The organism is Protofrankia sp. CiP1_Cm_nod4 (assembly GCF_982290645.1).
On the sequence record NZ_CEVIVC010000008.1, the window covers coordinates 34,679 to 51,904 of the forward strand.

17 protein-coding genes are annotated in these 17,226 nt (G+C 71.0%); 8 read left to right on the forward strand and 9 right to left on the reverse strand.

Annotated features, from left to right (window positions below):
* Window positions 1-542 precede the first annotated feature (542 nt).
* On the forward strand, window positions 543-2,210 hold the full coding sequence (locus tag AC5LSR_RS03340) for a lytic transglycosylase domain-containing protein (RefSeq protein WP_250280951.1): 1,668 nt from the start codon (window positions 543-545) through the stop codon (window positions 2,208-2,210).
* A gap of 61 nt (window positions 2,211-2,271) precedes the next feature.
* On the opposite strand, the gene AC5LSR_RS03345 is transcribed toward AC5LSR_RS03340, so the two are convergent.
* On the reverse strand, window positions 2,272-2,922 hold the full coding sequence (locus AC5LSR_RS03345; RefSeq protein ID WP_250280948.1) for a phosphoribosyltransferase: 651 nt from the start codon (window positions 2,920-2,922) through the stop codon (window positions 2,272-2,274).
* Window positions 2,923-3,068: 146 nt separating this feature from the next.
* Window positions 3,069-3,872 carry a DUF1918 domain-containing protein gene (locus AC5LSR_RS03350; RefSeq protein ID WP_250280946.1) on the reverse strand — a complete coding sequence of 268 codons (804 nt, stop codon included), beginning with the start codon at window positions 3,870-3,872 and terminating at the stop codon, window positions 3,069-3,071.
* Window positions 3,873-4,755: 883 nt separating this feature from the next.
* Here AC5LSR_RS03350 and AC5LSR_RS03355 point away from each other — a divergent pair.
* Entirely contained in the window at window positions 4,756-5,178 is a 423-nt protein-coding gene (locus AC5LSR_RS03355; RefSeq protein ID WP_250280944.1) for a DUF2795 domain-containing protein, read from the forward strand.
* A 251-nt stretch (window positions 5,179-5,429) separates the two neighbouring features.
* Here the strand turns inward: AC5LSR_RS03355 and AC5LSR_RS03360 are convergent, their stop codons facing one another.
* The gene (locus AC5LSR_RS03360) at window positions 5,430-5,672 is read right to left on the reverse strand and encodes an acyl carrier protein (protein ID WP_250280942.1); all 243 of its coding nucleotides are present in this window, start codon (window positions 5,670-5,672) and stop codon (window positions 5,430-5,432) included.
* A 478-nt stretch (window positions 5,673-6,150) separates the two neighbouring features.
* On the opposite strand from AC5LSR_RS03360, the gene AC5LSR_RS03365 reads away from it, so the two are divergent.
* Window positions 6,151-7,098: a beta/alpha barrel domain-containing protein gene (locus AC5LSR_RS03365; RefSeq protein WP_250280940.1), complete on the forward strand. Its 948-nt coding sequence runs from the start codon at window positions 6,151-6,153 to the stop codon at window positions 7,096-7,098.
* A 115-nt stretch (window positions 7,099-7,213) separates the two neighbouring features.
* Here the strand turns inward: AC5LSR_RS03365 and AC5LSR_RS03370 are convergent, their stop codons facing one another.
* Window positions 7,214-8,149, reverse strand: a complete 936-nt coding sequence (locus AC5LSR_RS03370; RefSeq protein WP_250280939.1) for a M48 family metallopeptidase — start codon at window positions 8,147-8,149, stop codon at window positions 7,214-7,216.
* A 298-nt stretch (window positions 8,150-8,447) separates the two neighbouring features.
* Window positions 8,448-8,612, reverse strand: coding sequence for a hypothetical protein (locus AC5LSR_RS03375; protein ID WP_250289787.1), 165 nt, complete (start codon window positions 8,610-8,612; stop codon window positions 8,448-8,450).
* Window positions 8,613-8,733: 121 nt separating this feature from the next.
* On the opposite strand from AC5LSR_RS03375, the gene AC5LSR_RS03380 reads away from it, so the two are divergent.
* Together AC5LSR_RS03380 and AC5LSR_RS03385 are read left to right on the forward strand one after the other, a co-directional pair.
* Window positions 8,734-8,871: a hypothetical protein gene (locus AC5LSR_RS03380; protein ID WP_250280937.1), complete on the forward strand. Its 138-nt coding sequence runs from the start codon at window positions 8,734-8,736 to the stop codon at window positions 8,869-8,871.
* Complete coding sequence (locus AC5LSR_RS03385) at window positions 8,868-9,341, forward strand: hypothetical protein (RefSeq protein WP_250280935.1); 474 nt, start codon at window positions 8,868-8,870, stop codon at window positions 9,339-9,341. Before AC5LSR_RS03380 ends, AC5LSR_RS03385 begins: the two co-directional genes overlap by 4 nt.
* Here AC5LSR_RS03385 and AC5LSR_RS03390 read toward each other — a convergent pair.
* From AC5LSR_RS03390 to AC5LSR_RS03405, 4 genes are all read right to left on the reverse strand, one after another.
* A complete protein-coding gene (locus AC5LSR_RS03390) occupies window positions 9,326-10,126 on the reverse strand; it encodes an N-acetylmuramoyl-L-alanine amidase (protein ID WP_250280933.1) in 801 nt (266 codons plus the stop codon). The two genes, AC5LSR_RS03385 and AC5LSR_RS03390, sit on opposite strands and share 16 nt — an antisense overlap.
* Before the next feature lie 128 nt (window positions 10,127-10,254).
* Window positions 10,255-11,193, reverse strand: a complete 939-nt coding sequence (locus tag AC5LSR_RS03395; protein ID WP_250289784.1) for an HpcH/HpaI aldolase/citrate lyase family protein — start codon at window positions 11,191-11,193, stop codon at window positions 10,255-10,257.
* Complete coding sequence (locus AC5LSR_RS03400) at window positions 11,190-12,287, reverse strand: HpcH/HpaI aldolase/citrate lyase family protein (RefSeq protein ID WP_250280928.1); 1,098 nt, start codon at window positions 12,285-12,287, stop codon at window positions 11,190-11,192. The genes AC5LSR_RS03395 and AC5LSR_RS03400 overlap by 4 nt, the downstream gene beginning before the upstream one ends.
* 284 nt (window positions 12,288-12,571) lie before the next feature.
* The gene (locus tag AC5LSR_RS03405; protein ID WP_250280926.1) at window positions 12,572-13,390 is read right to left on the reverse strand and encodes a class I SAM-dependent methyltransferase; all 819 of its coding nucleotides are present in this window, start codon (window positions 13,388-13,390) and stop codon (window positions 12,572-12,574) included.
* Between the two features lie 398 nt (window positions 13,391-13,788).
* On the opposite strand from AC5LSR_RS03405, the gene AC5LSR_RS03410 reads away from it, so the two are divergent.
* The 3 genes from AC5LSR_RS03410 to AC5LSR_RS03420 form a co-directional block, all read left to right on the forward strand.
* On the forward strand, window positions 13,789-14,664 hold the full coding sequence (locus AC5LSR_RS03410; RefSeq protein WP_250280924.1) for an ABC transporter ATP-binding protein: 876 nt from the start codon (window positions 13,789-13,791) through the stop codon (window positions 14,662-14,664).
* Entirely contained in the window at window positions 14,661-15,527 is an 867-nt protein-coding gene (locus AC5LSR_RS03415; protein ID WP_250289775.1) for an ABC transporter permease, read from the forward strand. Before AC5LSR_RS03410 ends, AC5LSR_RS03415 begins: the two co-directional genes overlap by 4 nt.
* 153 nt (window positions 15,528-15,680) lie before the next feature.
* The coding region (locus AC5LSR_RS03420; RefSeq protein WP_493468130.1) for a DUF2142 domain-containing protein at window positions 15,681-17,226 on the forward strand (1,546 nt) is incomplete at its 3' end.

Sequence of the window (17,226 nt, forward strand, 5' to 3'; positions counted from 1 at the left end):
TCGCGAACCCATCGATTCACAACCTACAGCCACGGCCCTACACCCGAATGTGCGGTCGACATTGGCTGCCCAACAGCCACTTCCCGGCCCGAGGGCATGGCGTATAACGACGGTGGACACCTCGGCGGTGCGCCGGAGTTCCAGCAGTGAAGCGCACCGCGGCCTACCCGACCAAGACCGTTCGACACCCATGCCGTTCGATACCCATGCCGTTCGATACCCATGCCGTTCGGCACCCACGCAGCTCGACGAGGTGGACGCCTACCGTGAGCAAGCATCGGCGCGGCCCCAGGCACGCTGGCGCGCACCGGCACCGGCACCGGGACGTACCCACATCCGACGAGGCCTGCCCGCGAGTACCGTCCGCCCCACGCCCACGCCCACGCCCACGCCCACGCCGGGTGCGGGTATTCATGATGCCGGCCGTCGCCACCGCGCTTCTCTTTCTCGCCAACGGTTCCACAATCATTTCACAATCAGACGCCCCCAGCGGGCCGCCGCCCGGACCACTCAGGCCGCCGGCCGACGGTGGTGCCTTCCCGATGCCACCGCTCGCCGGCCCGGGCGGCGGCTCCGGCGGCTCCGGCGGGGCGGGCGGTGGCACCGCGCCGGGCACGCAGAGCCTGGCCACGGCCGTGGCCGCCGGGGCGGGCGGGGCCGTCACACTCACCGCTGGTGACAAAGGCATACCGGAACGAGTACTGGCCGCCTACCGCAGAGCGACCGAACGAATGGCGGCCGGACGGCCCAGCTGCCACCTGACCTGGCCCCTGCTGGCCGGAATCGGCAGGGTGGAATCGGGGCACGGCGCCGGCCGCGCCATCAGCCCCGCCGGTACCGTCACCCCGTCGATCATCGGGCTCCCCCTGGACGGCGCGGGCGGACGCGCGCGTGTCACCGACACCGACAACGGCAGATGGGACGGTGACACGGTCTTCGACCGGGCCATCGGGCCGATGCAGTTCATCCCGTCCTCCTGGACGAGATCCGGCAGCGACGGCAACGGCGACGGCCAGCGCGACCCGAACAACATCGACGACGCCGCCCTCGCCGCCGCCGGCTACCTCTGCGCCTACAACCGCGATCTGAGCGACCCCGCGCAGTTACGGGCAGCGATCCTCGCCTACAACCCGTCCGGTGACTACGCCCGTGCCGTGCTCGCCTGGATGACCGGTTACGCCAGCGGCGGGGCAGTTCCCCTGCCCGCCCCGGCGCCGTCCCAGGCGCGTCCCGGCGGCAGCACACCCGCGGCCCCGGCACCGCCCCCAGCAGCCGCGGCACCCGCGGCACCCATACCGCCCCCGGCGCTCACGGCATCCATACCGCCCGCGGTGCCCGCGCCGGCGGGCACGCCCGCCGCGATCACGGTCACCCCACGGCCCGAAGCGGACGCGACGCCCGCCCCGGCACCGTCCGCGAGCTGCCCAACGATCACCATTGTGGCGGGCTCGCTGGCCGCGGCGCCCGCCGACCTCGACCCGGCCGTCACCGGCTATGACGCCCTCGACATCACCGGCGTCCTGAGCACGGCCGGTGCCCCGGCCGGCGGGGCACCGGTCAGCATCCCGATCAACGCGACGCTGTTCGACAGCCACGGACACCTGATCACCAGCGCCCGCAGCACAGTGATCGCGGACGCCCGTGGCGGCACGCCGGCACGGTGGCGGCTCGCCCGCTTCAGCGGGCACGACATCGGCGAGGCGGGCGCGGCCGGCGCGCTCACCGCCCGTCTCGCCCCCGAGCCCGCGAACACCGGCTGCGCGGCGCAACCCGCCACCGCCTTCGACGTCACCGGCCTGAACGCCGCGGACTTCGCCGGCTGGCACACCAGCCCGGCGTCCCTGCGCGACCGGCTGGCGCGCTACAGCCAGCTGGGCCAGGTCGACGCGCCTACCACCGCCGCGCTGGACGCGCTGATCCCCCGCACCGTCACCGGCCCCGGAATGCTCACGCCCTTCCTCGGCCGGCTTGCTGACGCCTCATCCGTCGAGGTCAGCGACGAAGCACGCAGCAGGCTCACAAGCATTGCACAACGTCTGAACAATCCGCCAGCACAGACCGCCCCACCCACGCCCACGCTTGATCCAGCGCCAGCACCCACGTCCGGTCCGCCGTCCGCCCCGGCACCCGCACCGGTCGGCAGCGCTCCCGCGACCGCGCCGGCCCCAGCGGCATCCGAGCCGGCCAGCACCCCGGCCGCGGCAGCATGAGACACCCGCGCCCCGCGAATGACGATCACTGGCTGGTGGCCCATGGGAGACCACCCGGCTGTCATCTCGCGGTCACGGAACGGCGCAGAAGCTCACGGACCTCGTCATCGGTCGTCTGGGAGAAATCCGCATAGTACTGACCGACGGAGAAGAATGTCGACGGAGTGCGCAGGCAGAGCACACCGTCGGCGACGAGCCTCAGCTGCCGGCACGCCCGCTCCGAGGCCACGGGAACAGCCGCCACCACCTGCGCCGGCCCACGTCGGCGGACGGCCTCGACGGCGGCGTACATCGTGGCACCGGTGGCCATCCCATCGTCGATCAGCAGGACCACGCGGCCGGTGACGTCGAGCGCGTCCCGGCCGATACGGTAGGCATCCTCCCGGCGGGCAAGCTCACGGCGCTCGGCGGCCACGGCATCGGTGACCGCCTTCTCCCCGATGCCCAGGCTGTGGATCACCTGATCGTTGCGGACGAGTGTCCCGCCGCCGGCCAGCGCGCCCATCGCAAGCTCGGCGTGCCCGGGCGCCCCGAGCTTGCGCACCGGAAAGACGTCCAGCCCCGCACCCAGCCGTTGCGCCACCTCGAAGGCGACCGGCACACCGCCTCGTGGCAGCGCCAGGACGACGACATCGTCACGGCCGGCGTACGCGGCCAGCTGCCCGGCCAGGGCGCGGCCCGCCGCCGGCCGGTCGGCGAACAGAGGGTCCACCCGCCACCTCCGTCTCAGAGCGACCGTACCGGGACGTCACGGATGGCATCCGGTAGCGGCAGCCGGCCACCTACCGGTCGCCACTGGCTCCCAGCCGCCTACCGGCTGCCATCGTCCACTACTGGCCACTGTCCGCTACCAGTCAGCTACCGTTGCCCGTTGCCGGCCCGCTCGCCGGTGGCCGCCGTCGCCGCCTCGGCACGCGGACGCACCTCCGCGTCCGGGCCCGGATAGGTGAAACTGACATGGTCGGAGTCGGACCAGCTGACCAGGAATGGCGGGTCGCCCGAGGGGGAACGCACCTCCAGGATCTCGCCGGACCGTTCCGGCCGGCCCAGCGTCCGCCCGTGGATGACCAGGGTGTCACCGGGGTGGGCCCGCACCAGCCGGCGGGACGCGATCACCCCGCTGTCGGCGTAGGTGCCGCCCCTCCCGGCGCCGGTCCCGGCGTAGGCGCCGCCGTTGTCGGCATGGGCGGCGCCGTCACCGGCACGGACGGCCCCGCCCGCGCCCACCGGCGTCCTGCGGTGCCGGGCGATGACCTCCCGGGCGAGGGGGCGTACCACGTCCTCGATCCGCCGCGCGTCACGGATGAGGAGATCGTCGATGGAGAGGACCCCCACGACCCGGCCGCCGTCGAGGACGGGCAGCCGCCGCAGCGCGTGATCGCGAAATACCTCGTACGCGCGGTCGATCTCCACGTCAGCGGGCAGGGTGAAGACCTCCGTCGTCATCAGACGGTCAATGGATGCCTCCATCGGGACGCCACGAGCAACCCCCCGCAACACAATGTCACGATCGGTGACAATACCGACCAAGTGGTCACGATCGTCCATGACGAGAAGAGCACCCACGCCGTGGATGTCCATCTCATGGGCCGCTTCCCCGATCGTCCTGTACCGCCGTACCGTCACCGGCGGCACACTGGTCACGCTGAGTACGTTCGCCATCGAGGCTCACCTCCCGGACCGCACGCCTTCCCAGGCCACAGGCCCGTGATCCCGGTTCGCGGGCCCGCGTGGGGCATGCCGTTCCTCCGCTTCCTCTCCGCTTCCCTGTCTTCTCCACTTCCTCGTCGTCTTCTCCACTTCCCCGTCCAGCGTGCCCGGCACACCCGCACAGCCGCTCTTTCGGACGGAACCGGAGACCGGGCGACCGTGATCCCCGCGGCGGGGATCCGCTGGGCCGCTCCGGGAACGACCGGGGCCCGGGCGGCCCGCGACCGGCCCGGTTCCCGGCGCCCCGGGCCCCTCTCCAGGTACCTGGACGGTTCGGGATGCCATGGACGGTTCGAGATGCCATGTCCGTGGAAGGTGGCAGGAGTCGGCCGGCATGGCGACCAGCCGCGGCCGCCCCGCCGTATCCCGATCATCGACCGTTTCGTTCCACGGAGGGCGTATCATGATCTTAGTTGTCGCGCGCGGCGGCCCGTCCTCCGCACGGCCGGCCTCTTCCCGGCCGGCATCCGGCCAGCCCAGCGCCCGGCCCGGGCCCGCGGCCACCGACCTGCCACCGTCTCCCGGCCCGACACCGTCTCCCGGCCCGACACCGACGCCCGGCCCGACACCGACGCCCGGCCCGGACGTCCCGCAGCCCGGCCCAGGGCCCGCCCCGCCAGACCCTGGGCCCGATCTGCCCGGTCCGGACCCTGGGCCCGATCTGCCCGGTCCGGACCCTGGGCCCGATCTGCCCGGTCCCGGTCCCGGTCCTGACCTCCCACCGCCCGGCCCCGGCATCCTCCCGCCGGAGCAGTGGCCCGCCTCCCGGCACGGACCGGGGCGGCCGTAACGCGGGAAGCGCCCGAGAAACACGATCAACAACAGGAGCACGAAGATGTCGATGCAGCGCGGCAGCACCAAGCACGGCCCCGCCAAGGACGACAACCTCGCCCATGAGGTGTACGGGATCGTGCGGGCGCGACGGGACACGCGCACCGAGGAATGGCGCTCCGCGGAACCTCCCGGCGAGGATCAGCCCCAGGTGGCGGTGATCCCGGAACGGCCGGAGAACAAGGCCGCCACCAGCACGGACACCGCCGCGGCGGTCGAGGCCCGCTCCGAGCTCGCCCGGTGGTTCGACCGCCACGACTTCCCCGCCCGAGCCGCCCAGCTCGCCTACACGCTGCGTGTCCGTAACGCTCCGGAACAGCTCGTCGAGAGACTTGCCGCCCGCCCCAAGCGGGAACAGTACGACTCGTTCGGTGATCTGTGGCGGGCCCTGCACGGCGGCGCGGACGTCGAGACCGTGCGCTTCTGATCCCAGCGCTGATCCCAGCGCTTCTAAGGATCCCGCCGATGCCTCCCTTCGACTCTCGGGCCTCGGGCCTCGGCGCCCGCATGGGTCTCGGGCGCCGGGCCGGAGCTCCCGCCAGGTCGGCGCCCGCGGGTCGGCTCCGGCCGCTGGCCCGGGGCTCCGGACGAACGCGGCCTACCGCGCGGAACGGCCCCGCACGCTCCCGACGATCTCTCAGCCCCTCAGGCGATCTCTCAGCCCCTCAGTGGAGCCCCTCAGCGGACGATCGAGCCGGCCGGCGCGTGGCCGGACAGCCGGGACAGATAACGATGGCACGCGACCGCGCGCTCGGCATCCTGTTCCAGGACGGCCCGGAAGAAGCTGGCTATCTCCGGCTGTCCCTCCGCATCCGCATCACGGATGAACTGTTCGTATTCACGGCTCCCCTTGAGGGCGTGATACTGCACCGAGATCAGGTCGTGGACGACGTCACTGAATCCTGTTCCACCAGTCGCCATCGTCAGCCTTCTTCCTGCGTCGGTCGTATATTTTCCCGGTAGCACTTTCCTGGTGTCGGCCTCCGCCGCCGGACGCCACGACCGGTGGCGCCGGTGGATGCCGATGAGCACCGGTGACGCCGATGAGCACCGATGACGCTGGCCGGTGCCGGGCCGCCGCAGCGCGATGCGGCCGACCCTGTCTTCTTCGGCAGCCGTCAGGGAGGCCAAACGTGGGCCGGTGCCGAATACCGGCCACGAACAGAAACAGGACGAGGACAGAACGTGCGGAACGGTTGACGGGCGATCCGGCCCGGAGACGCCCCGGAGACGCCCCGCACGCAGCGCCGGCCCGGCGGAAACGCCCGGCACACGACACGGTGGATACATCCGGCCATAACGCCCCTGACCCACGCGCCGCGGCCAGGAACAGGAATTCGATACTGTCTCCTGGAGAAGGCGAACCACACCGGAAACACGGATCTCGGGAAGGGTGGCCGTGGCAGCGCTGTGCGGAGTCGAACTTGAGCATCCGCTGATGAACGCCGCGGGCACGTGCAAGAGCCTGGACGAGGTGAGCGTGCTCGCCCGCAGCGCCGTGTCCGCCGTCGTCGTCGGCTCCATCACCCTGCGGCCGCGCACCGGGAACGGCGGCAACGTCTACTACCCCGGGGATTTCTTCTCGCTCAACGCGCTCGGCCTGCCCAATCCGGGGCTTGCGTACTACCGTGAGCACCTGCCCGCCATGATCTCGATGGCGCATGCCGCCGGTAAACCACTCGTCGTGAGCATCGCCGGATTCAGCGAGGCCGAGTACGCCGTCGTCGCCCATGACGTGGCGCTCGCCGGCGTCGACATCATCGAGCTCAACCTGGCCTGCCCGAACGTCTGGGACGACGGCCGGCAGAAACGCATCGCGTGTTTCGACAACGACCGGACCGAGGCGATCTGCGCCCAGGTGAGCCAGGCGCTCACCACGGCCGCGGCCACCTCCACCGCCGCCGGCGACAGTGCGGATCGACAACCACCGCCCTTCGGCATAAAGATCTCCCCGTTCTCGGACCCGGCCGGGCTGGCCGCACTGGCCGGCCTGGTGGCGAGGCTGTCCGGCACACCGCAAGGCCCGCGGTTCGTCTGCGCGGTCAACACCTTCCCGAACGCCTTCGTCCTGGACGAGGCGAACCGGCCGGTGATCGACGTCGAACTGGCCGGGCTCGCGGGTGCCGCGCTGCGGCCCGTGGCGCTCGGCCAGGTACGCCAGCTGCGGCGGCTGCTGCCGGAGACGGTCGAGCTGATCGGCGCGGGCGGGGTGTCCCGCGGCCGCGACATCGCCGACTTCCTGTGCGCCGGCGCGACGGCGGTACAGGCCGCCACCGCCTTCTGGAACCGTAACGGCGACGCCGGCGTCTTCGGCGACATCCTCACCGACTACGTCGATCTGTTCTGAGAAGCCGATCCGCTCCAGACGAAATGCCGCCGGCCGGACCAAGGTGTCGGGCCCCACCGGGGCACGGTCCTGACAGATACGGGACCATCACGGATGATGCTGGCGGTCCAACAAACTACCGCTGGTAGCGGTCTAGGCTGTTCACGCCGTCCGTCGGCTGAGTAGGGACGGCCGTGGTGCCGTACCGCGCGAGGACAACACCGGGCTGGCCACTCATGATCCACTCATCGAAGCGGCGGGCGCGCTCAACCAGGAGCGGGTGATCACCGCCAATACGGAGCTGGAAACGGTGGAAACGGGAAATGTTGCTCGCGCTGGCAAGGTCATCGAGGTGACGCGCCTGCTCGAGGAAGGCGGTGGTGTCCATCTGGTCGGTCTGGACACCACCGGCGATCTTCATCATCATCCCGACACAGGCGTGCAGGTCCTGGGTGGTCAGCATCGCGGCGCGGTCGGCGGTGAACTCGGAAGCCCGGTCGTAGCTCTTGAGCGCCGCGCGGACACCTACCCCGACGATGGCCGTCATCGGGTTCGTGCGTCGCAGCCCCGCAGTCGCCGCGCCGGTGAAAACCCGCGCCATCGTCTTGTGGAGGACGTGCCCGCACTTGATGTGCCCGGCCTCGTGGGCGATGACGGCGAGGAGCTCGTCCTCGGACATGGTGTCGACCAGTTCGGTGAACAGCACGATGTAGGGATTGTTGTGCCCCGACGTGTAGGCGTTCGTAGGCCCCTTGCGGACGTAGAGTTCGGGTTCCGGAATGTCGAGGACCGCGCAGGTCTCGCGGAGCAGGCCGTGGACGCGGGGCAGCTGGCGGGGCCCGACCCGCACCCCCGACGCGGTGAGCTCGATGTACTCCTTACGCTCCCAGCCCCACTCGATGAACTTCGCGACCGCCTTGTCGAACCCCGGCACGCGCTTGAGGCTCTGGGCGGCCTGCCGGTCGAGCGGATGGCGAAAAACGTCCGCATCCAGCCCGGTCAGGCGGACGCGTGCTTTCCCACCGCGACCGGCTGACAGCGCGCGAGCCGCGTCGGCTGATTGCGCAAGCATGTCCGGCTTATCCATTGCTCCCCCGTTTTTGTTGTGTCGCGGAGCCGACGGGATCCCAACGGCTACAGGCGGCTCACAAACCGTTGAACGAGGCCCGCGCTGTTACGTCGTCATACCGTGCGACAAGTGTGGCGCCTGAAGGCTACCGGACTGTAGATATATTCGGCGATACTTCGTCCAAGTCCAGCTTGTCATCTATTTGTCGTCCTTCGCGTACGGTCGGCGAGCGCCTGGACGCCCGCACGGCTGGACGCCGGGCCCCGGCGGCTGAACCCGGCGGCGGGCGTGGTGCGGGTCCTCAGGCAACCGGCTGTGCTGGAGCCGCCGGTGCGCGCAACGGCGCGGCCAGGGCTGGACGTTCGCCCCGGGCCGCGACGACGGCCGCAGACAGCACAACCTGCTCGTCGACTGGCCGGATCTCCCGGACGACCAGCGCGCCAGGGCCATCGCGACCATCCGTCACCTGCCAGCCCTCCTGGCCGACCACGGCCTACAGATCCTGCGCCTGCGTTGAGACCGGCGCGGACGGCCGGGATGACGGCAGGGATATTGACCGGCGCGGCGGGGCGAGGGAACGTTGATGTATGTCAAATGTAGGTGAGCCGCTGCGGATCGTCGAGGACGAACCGATCTCCTGGCCGGAGCAGGAGCCGCTGGCCCTGCCCGAACCGGCCGAACCGGCTGAACCGGTCGAAACCGAACCCGTGCCGGCAGGCAGGTGAGCGTCATCGGCTGGCGCCAGTGGGCGGTGGACGGCGCTGGCCGGTTACGCCCGGCATGGACGCCGTGGTCACCGTTCCCGGCCGGCCTGTTGTTGTGGCGCCCCGACGGCCTCACCAAGGCGTTCTGCCTGCGCGGTGCGCGGGACGACCTCGGCGGCCAGATGTCTCAGTCGCCCTTGACACCGCATCCGCGGATGCCGGGCGAGGACTGTGTCTGCGGGTTGTACGCATGGCTGTCGGCACACGAACTTGCCGCGGCGGCCACCCCGAGGTGGACGTCGCGGCCGATCGTCGTCGGCGCGGCCCGCCTCGGCGGCCGCATTGTCGTCAGCGAACGCGGGTACCGGGCACAGCTTGGATATCCGGTGGCCGTTGTCGACCCCAACGGGGTCGTGTCCACCGCTTATCCGGTGGCTCGTTACCGTACCTGGGACGCTCTCGTAGCCGAATGGGATCAGCCGGTGAAATGATCGTTGCGGACGGCAACGAAAGCCTGGTCGGTGACCGGCCCCCAGACCCCGTCCACCCCCACTCCGAGGATGGACTGGATCGTCCGTACCGTCACGACATATGCCGCCTGCGACAGGGGGCCCCAGGCGCCGTCGACGGCCGCACCGACCGCGGCCTGCTGGGCCCTGGTATGCCGGTTGGCCCGGACCTCGGCGAGCGCCGCGTCGGTGACCGGGCCCCAGGTCCCGTCCGCGACCACGTGCACCGCATGCTGCAGAGCCACCACTTTGGGCTGCACAGGCGACGTCGGGCCTCCCGCGATCTGCGCGGCCCTCGCAATGATCTGATGACGCTGGCCGGTGCGGATACCACCCGGGCAACCCGGATGATTGCCCCAGGCCGCCCTTCCTGCGCTATGAGTAATCAATCCGGACTGGCCGGGCGTGTCCGTCACGGCCAGCGCCCAGCCAAAAGCACGCACACCGTCGGCGTAAGCCACGGCCACGCTCTCGATCTGCTCCGGGGTCAGCGCCTCGGTGTCGAAACCCTCGGTCTCGATCGAGTCGTATGTGCTGTTTCCCGCCGCCTGCGCCCACGCCCGGACGTCCGAGGGCACGTACTGCTCACGCTGCCCGGCCTTGCCCACCCATAAGTTCGACGATGCCTGCGATTGCGGATCGTTGAACCAGCCGAACTGGGAGCCGTTGCCCTGTGCGACGTGCAGCACGAGGCCGACCGGATGGATCGTGTCGCCAGCGGTGTTGCGGACCGGCCGATACTGGAAGCCCTGAACGATGTGCGCCACGGCCGTATCTTAAACCCGCGGGCCGGAGTGCTATCAACCAGGTTCCCCCGATTCACGCCCACCGAGCCCACGCCGCCGCCCCTTCCGGTTACCCAATACGCGGTACCGTCAATTCATGGACGTGTCCGCTACCGCGGTGCTGGAGGGGCGGTTCCGCGTTCGAGGGCGGTGACCGCGTCGCTGACGGCGAGGACGCGCTGCGCGTTGCGGACGTGCAGGTTCTCGATCATCCGGCCGTTCACCGTGGCGACGCCGCGGCCGGAGGCCAACGCCTCCTCCCAGGCCGCGAGGATGGTCCTGGACTCCTCGACCTGGGCCTCGGTGGGCGCGAACACCCGGTTGCAGGGCTCGACCTGGCCGGGATGGATCAGTGTCTTGCCGTCGAAGCCCAGCTGCCGGCCCTGGACGCACTCCGCCTCGAAGCCGTCGAGGTCACGGATGTTGTTGAACACCCCGTCCAGGATGGCGATACCGGCGGCCCGGGCGGCGAGCAGGCACAGCCCGAGCCCGGTCAGCAGCGGCGCCCGGCCCGGCACGTGCTCGGCGTGCAGCTCGTTGGCCAGGTCGTTCGTGCCCATGACGAAGACGGCGAGGCGCTGCGAGGAGCGCGCGATCTCCTCGATGCGCAGCATCGCGACCGGGGTCTCGACCATCGCCCAGATCCGGGTGTGATCCGGCGCGCCGGCGGCCTCCAGGCCCTTCTCGACCGCGTGCACGTCCCGCGCGGAGCCGACCTTCGGCACGACCACCGCGTCCGGGCCGGCCTGGGCCGCCGCGCGCAGGTCGTCGGCGTGCCAGCGGGTGTCCAGCGCGTTGACCCGGATGGTCACCTCGCGCCCGCCATAGGCCCCGTCCGCGACCTTCGCGCCGGCCCGCTCCCGGGCGGCGTCCTTGGCGTCCGGGGCGACAGCGTCCTCAAGGTCGAGGATGAGCGCGTCCGCGGGGATTCCCCTGGCCTTCTCCAGCGCCCGCTCGTTCGCGGCCGGCATGTACAGGACCGACCGGCGCGGACGGTAGGCCGCCGAGTCTGCCGAGCCAGCCGTCAGGTCGCCGTTCACGCCGCTCATCGGGCCGCCACCTGCCCGGTGGCGTCGGCCGCGGCGGTGCCGGCGAAGCCGTATGCCTCGGCCAGCCGTGGGTCGCGCGCGGCAAGGGTCCGGGCCAGGTCCAGGACCACCCTGCACTGCTTGACCGAGGCATCGTCCTGCATCTTCCCGTCGACCATCACCGCTCCGGTCCCGTCCCCCATCGTCTCGATGACCTGCCGGGCCCAGGCGACCTCGGCCGGCTCCGGGCTGAAGACCCGCTTCGCGATGTCGATCTGCACCGGATGCAGGCTCCACGCGCCGACGCAGCCGAGCAGGAAGGCGTTGCGGAACTGGTCCTCGCAGGCCACGACGTCCTTGATGTCACCGAACGGCCCGTAGTACGGCAGGATGCCGTTCGCCACGCAGGCGTCCACCATCCGGGCGAGGGTGTAGTGCCACAGGTCCTGCTGGTAGCTCGGGCGCGGCGCGTCCGGGTCGGCCGGGGACGGGTCGGCCCGGACGAGATATCCGGGGTGGCCGCCGCCGACCCGGGTCGTCTTCATCCGCCGGTCGGCGGCGAGGTCCGCGGGCCCGAGCGACAGGCCCTGCATGCGGGGGCTCGCCGCGCCGATCTCCTCGACGTTGGCGACGCCGCGCGCGGTCTCCAGGATCGCGTGGACGAGCAGCGGGCGGGCCAGCCCCGCCTTCGCCTCGAGCTGGGCGAGCAGCCGGTCGACATAGTGGATGTCCTCCGGGCCCTCGACCTTGGGCACCATGATGACGTCCAGCTTGTGGCCGATCGCCGGGACGAGGGTCAGCAGGTCGTCGAGGCCCCACGGCGAGTCGAGGCTGTTCACCCGCGTCCACAGCTGGGTCTCGCCGAACTCCGTCGCCGCGGCGAGCTTCACCAGCCCCTCACGGGCTTCGATCTTGCTGTCGGCCCGGACGCCGTCCTCGAGGTTGCCCAGGACCACGTCGATGCGGGGCAGGATGTCCGGGACCTTCGAGGCCATCTTCGCGTTGCTCGGGTCGAAGAAATGGATCACACGGGAGGGGGCCCGTGGGAGCTCTCGCAGGGGCGCCGGCGCTCCCACCGCGAGCGGGGCGAAGAAGTCCCTCGGGTTACGAGGCATCTGGCTTGTCTCCCGTCGGCTGCTTGTCTCCCGTTGGCGTAGCCGGCCCGGCCACGCGGGCAGCTTGGTCAGTATCCCGGCAGCGGCTCCCACAAGCATCTTGTCCGTGGCACCCGCGATGATCTACCGGTCATGGGAGGCATGGGACGCAGCCGACACACCGCGCGCGGCATACGGAGCGTGCTCACGGGCCACCTCTGATGATCGACTCATGGTGGCGCGGCCGTCCGGTGGCACGACTTCGGGCGCCCAGCGGCTCCGGATGCCCAGTAGCTGCCGGATGCTCAGTAACGCGACTCCGAGGCGGTGACGACCACCATGGACGGGGCCCACCAGTAGCTGCAGTCCGGCGGTGGCCGCAGCCCGTCCACGACCCGCATGCGGATGGTCCGGAAATAGTGCAGGAGGGACCGCTGGTGGCGCCGGGAGAGAGAGTCGATCTCGTTCGAGTAATAGGTGAACGAACCGCCCTCGGTAAGATGTCCGGCAGCCGCCGGGAAGAAGTGCTCAGCATAGGTCGAGCCACCCAGGAAATGGGACGCGAACTCGTTCTCGTCCAGTGGGTAGGTGTCGAAGAAGATACCGTCGAACCGCCCGAGGGAGTCGATGACTTCCTGCCATCTGCCGAACACGATCTCCGTGTTCTCGTGGCCGGGCTCGCGGCTCCACGCCACGGCCGTCTCGAACACCTGCGGATTCGCCTCCACGATCGTGTGGCGCGCGGGCCGGTACTCCTGGATGTAGCCGGCGGAGATGCCCAGGCCGAAACCGATCTCCAGGACCGAGCGGCCGGAGCCGGCAACCTGGTCGGCCATGGCCTTCATCAGCGGCTTCTCCCAGGTCTGCATGACCTGCTGGCCGGAGACGAGCAACGAACCGTCGACAATCGTGGGGGCCGCGGAGTCGACCGGCTCCACGATATCCGGCCGGGGGGCGCCGGAAACCATGTTCTCGGCTGCCGCGTCCAGCGCCGTCAGATCGGATACAAGCTCGTCGAGAGCCCGCCCGAGCAACCAGTCCCGCGGCTGCTCCGACAATGGCGCGAGCAGCGATTTCGATATCTCGGAGAGTGATGCGTCGAACTTGTCGGTGTGCCTGAGCACATTGACCTCCCGGTACCGGCGGAGCGGATGACGGTGGCCATCAATGTAGCGCAGGAACCAGCGGTGAGAAGCTGCCGTGGGGAGGTCTTCTGAGCGCGGCACCGACGTGTTCCGCCGGACGCTCGGCTCCGGATGCCGCAGGTGTGGCCACCTGGAGCCCGACGGCGACGGCGGCGGCATACGGTCGCTGCTCGGGTGCGGTGCCCGGAAAGCACACGACGTCCCGGCCGGGCATTCCACGGCCGGCCGCCCGGCGTCCGCCGGCGAAAAACCAGATGAGAACCGAGCGCGCCCGACCTATGGTCCACGGTATGCCACTGCCTCGTACGGAGACCCTGGCCACGGCCGCCAGGCCCGGGGATCAGCCAGGCGAATCCGCGATATCAGTACGAAATGTGGTGAAAAGGTACGGGGAGGTGGCCGCGGTCGACGGTCTCGACCTCGACGTCCCCGTCGGCGTGTGCCTGGGCCTGCTCGGGCCCAACGGTGCCGGCAAGTCCACCACGATGCGGATGCTGACCGCCCAGTCGATCGCCGACACCGGCCGGATCAGTGTCCTCGGGTACGACGTGCCGCGCGCGTCGAAGCAGGCCAGAGCGGTGATGGGGGTGGTACCGCAGGAGGACAACCTCGACGGCGAGCTGACCGCCCGGCAGAACCTCGCCGTGTTCGCCCGGCTGTACCGGGTACCCGCTCGCAGGCGCCGGGCCGCGGTCGAGCAGGCCCTCACGCTGGCGCGGTTGAGCGACCGGGCCGACACGGTGACCGACGACCTCTCCGGCGGCATGCGGCGGCGGCTGCTGGTCGCCAGGGCACTGGTGCACCGGCCCCGGCTCGTCCTGCTCGACGAGCCCACCGTCGGGCTCGACCCGCAGGTCCGCCAGGAGCTGTGGAGCCTGATCGCCGGGCTCGGCGCGGACGGCGTGACCGTACTGATGTCGACCCACTACATCGAGGAGGCGGAGCGGCTCGCCCAGGACGTCGCCATCATGTCGCGCGGCCGGGTGATCGCACGGGACACGCCCGCCCGTCTCATCGACGCGCATGCCGGGCGGACCGCGGCGGAGTACTACGGCCCGCCGCCGAAGCTGGCCGAGATCGCGGCGCGGGCGGAGGCCGCAGGCTTCACCACCCGCCGGACCGGGCCGTCCGTGTCCGTGCTGCGCGCCGAGAACATGCCCACCGAGCTGGACGACCGGCTCGGAGCCGGGATCCGGCGCGCGGCGACGCTGGAGGACGTGTTCGTCGCCCTCACCGGGGAGCGGGTCGAATGAGTACCACGGACGAGGCCAGAACGGCTACAGACGGGGCAGGGGCGGACGCAACGGCCCAGACGGGCGGGACGCGCGGGACGGGCGGGACGCGCCGGCTGCGGCGGGTCGAACCGGCCGCCCTGGCGGGAGTGATCACGCACGACATCACCCTGTTCCGGCGCTACTGGCTGTCCACCAGTTTCTCCGCCGTGGTGGAGCCGACGATCTATCTGCTGGCCTTCGGCTGGGGGTTCGGCTCGCTGGTGTCCGTGGTGGCCGGCTACCGGTACGTGGAGTTCCTCGGCACCGGCGTGGTGGCGAGCTCGGTGCTGTTCGCCTCGGCCTTCGCCAGCATGTTCCAGACGTTCATCCGGCGGACCTACCAGAAGCTCTACGGAGCCGTCCTGGCCGCTCCCGTCGACATACCCGAGATCGTCCTTGGGGAGGCGCTGTGGACCGCGGCCAAGGCGGGGGTCTACGGCTGCGCGCCGCTGCTGGTGGCGATCGCGTTCGGCCTGGATCCGACGCCCGGAATGCTCGTGATCCCGTTCGTCGGGTTCCTCACCGGGTTCGGCTTCAGCCTGTTCGGGATATGGACGTCCGCGCTGGTGCCGTCCGTCGACAGCTTCAGTTACATCATCTCAGGGGTGCTGACGCCGCTGTTCCTTGTCGCGGGCACGTTCTTCCCGGTGAGCGAGCTACCGGGCTGGGCGCGGGCACTGAGCTGGGCCAACCCGCTCTACCACTGCGTGGAGCTGGTGCGCGACGCGGCATTCGGGTTCGCCCCGCTCACCGACCTCGGGCACCTGGGGGCGCTGGGGGTGTTCGCGTGGATCATGTGGCTGCTCGCGGTCCGCTCCATGCGCCGCCGGCTCATCGACTAGGCACGCGCGCCGGACGGCCGGCAGCGACAGCAATATCGACATTCACATAAAGAAATCAAACGGATACTCCACGTCATTGGCATTCCTGGAGCCGGACGGGGGAGGAATTCGCTTGCCGTTCACGGAACGTATCCCTGGTAATGTGCGGCCCCTATGAAAAGACCACTGTGGTCTTGGCTGCGGAAACCCGGCGCGCCCGCTCTCCTGCTCGCCGCGCTGACCGGCTGGATCTTCCTGTGGGCGCTGACAAACCCGCTGGGAACCGCGCCGGACGAGCCGAGCCACTACGCGAAAGCGGTGGCCGCCGGGCGCGGGCAGGTACTCGGCGAGCCCGTCCCGCTCGCCAGGCTGCGCTCCTTCGGGGTGTTCAGCGAGGATTCACTGCGCCAGGTCCGCAACGCCTATCGCGGCTTCGAGCTGCCAGCCCAGCTGCGGATCACGACCAGCCCGCCCTGCACCGCCCTGGACCCGGAGGTGTCCGCGGCCTGCCTGCGCCAGGCCACCGCCGTCCCGCCCGGCCGGGCCGAAAGCATCGTGGGCGCGTATCCGCCGCTGATGTACCTCTCCGAAGGAGCGCTCACGCGGGCGGCCTGGTCGGTCCGCTCCGGCTACGTGTTCGCCCGGTTCGGTTCGGCGCTCGTCTCGGCGGCGCTGCTGGCCGCCGCCACCTGGCTCCTGCTGGGGGGCCAGGGGCGGCCTGGCCGGCGTCCCCTGGCGCTGGCCGGGATCGCGGCCGCGGTCACCCCGATGGTGGTCTTTCTCGGCTCCCAGGCCGGCGCCAGCGGTACCGAGCTCACCGGCGCACTGGCCTGTGCCGCGGCTGCGCTGCGGCTGTCCCGGGCCGAACAGCCCTCGGCCCGGGCCTGGTGGGTCGCGGGCATCGCCATGGCCGTGACGGCGCTCAGCCGTCCCATGGCACCGCTGTGGATCGTGCTCGCGGCCGCCCTCGGGGCCGGCCGTCTCTCCCCGCGCACGGCATGGCACCGCCTACGCGAGGGCGGCCGGCCGGCGACCGCCGCGGCGGCGACCGTCATGCTGGGGCTTGCCGGGTCGGTGCTCTGGACGCAGGCGCTGTCGCTGCGTACCCCCGTCCTGTGGGGGCGGCTGGGCCACGGGCTGGTGCTCGCCGCCGAGACCGCCGCCGAGTCGGCGCGTCAGACGGTCGGGGTCTTCGGCTGGCAGTCCGTCCCGCTGCCGACGGCCCTGTACGGGCTGTGGGCCCTGCTGGCCGGCGGGCTGTTCCTCGCGGCGTTCGCGGTCGGCCGGCGGCGGGACCGCGCGCTGCTGGCCGGGGGCCTGCTGGTGGTCGTCGTCCTGTACGAGCTGCTCGCCGCGGCGGTGTTCATCCAGAACGGGTTCGGTATGCAGGGCCGGTACATCCTGCCGGCGCTGGTGATGCTGCCGCTGCTGTCCGTGGAGGTGCTGGCTGACAGGCTGCCTGCGCACCTGCGCGCCCGCGCCGCCACGGCCGCCGCGGGCGTCATCGCGGTGAGCGGGGCCGGCCAGTTCGCCGCGTGGCTGACCAACAGCCACCGGTACGCGGTCGGCCCGGACGGGCCACTGTGGTTCTTCCTGCCGCAGCCGGCATGGTCGCCACCGGGCGGCTGGACGCCGTGGACAGCCCTCGCCTGCATACCCATGATCGTCACTTTTGCTGCGGCCCGGGCCGCCCACCGGGATGCCCTGGCCGCAGCCGGGG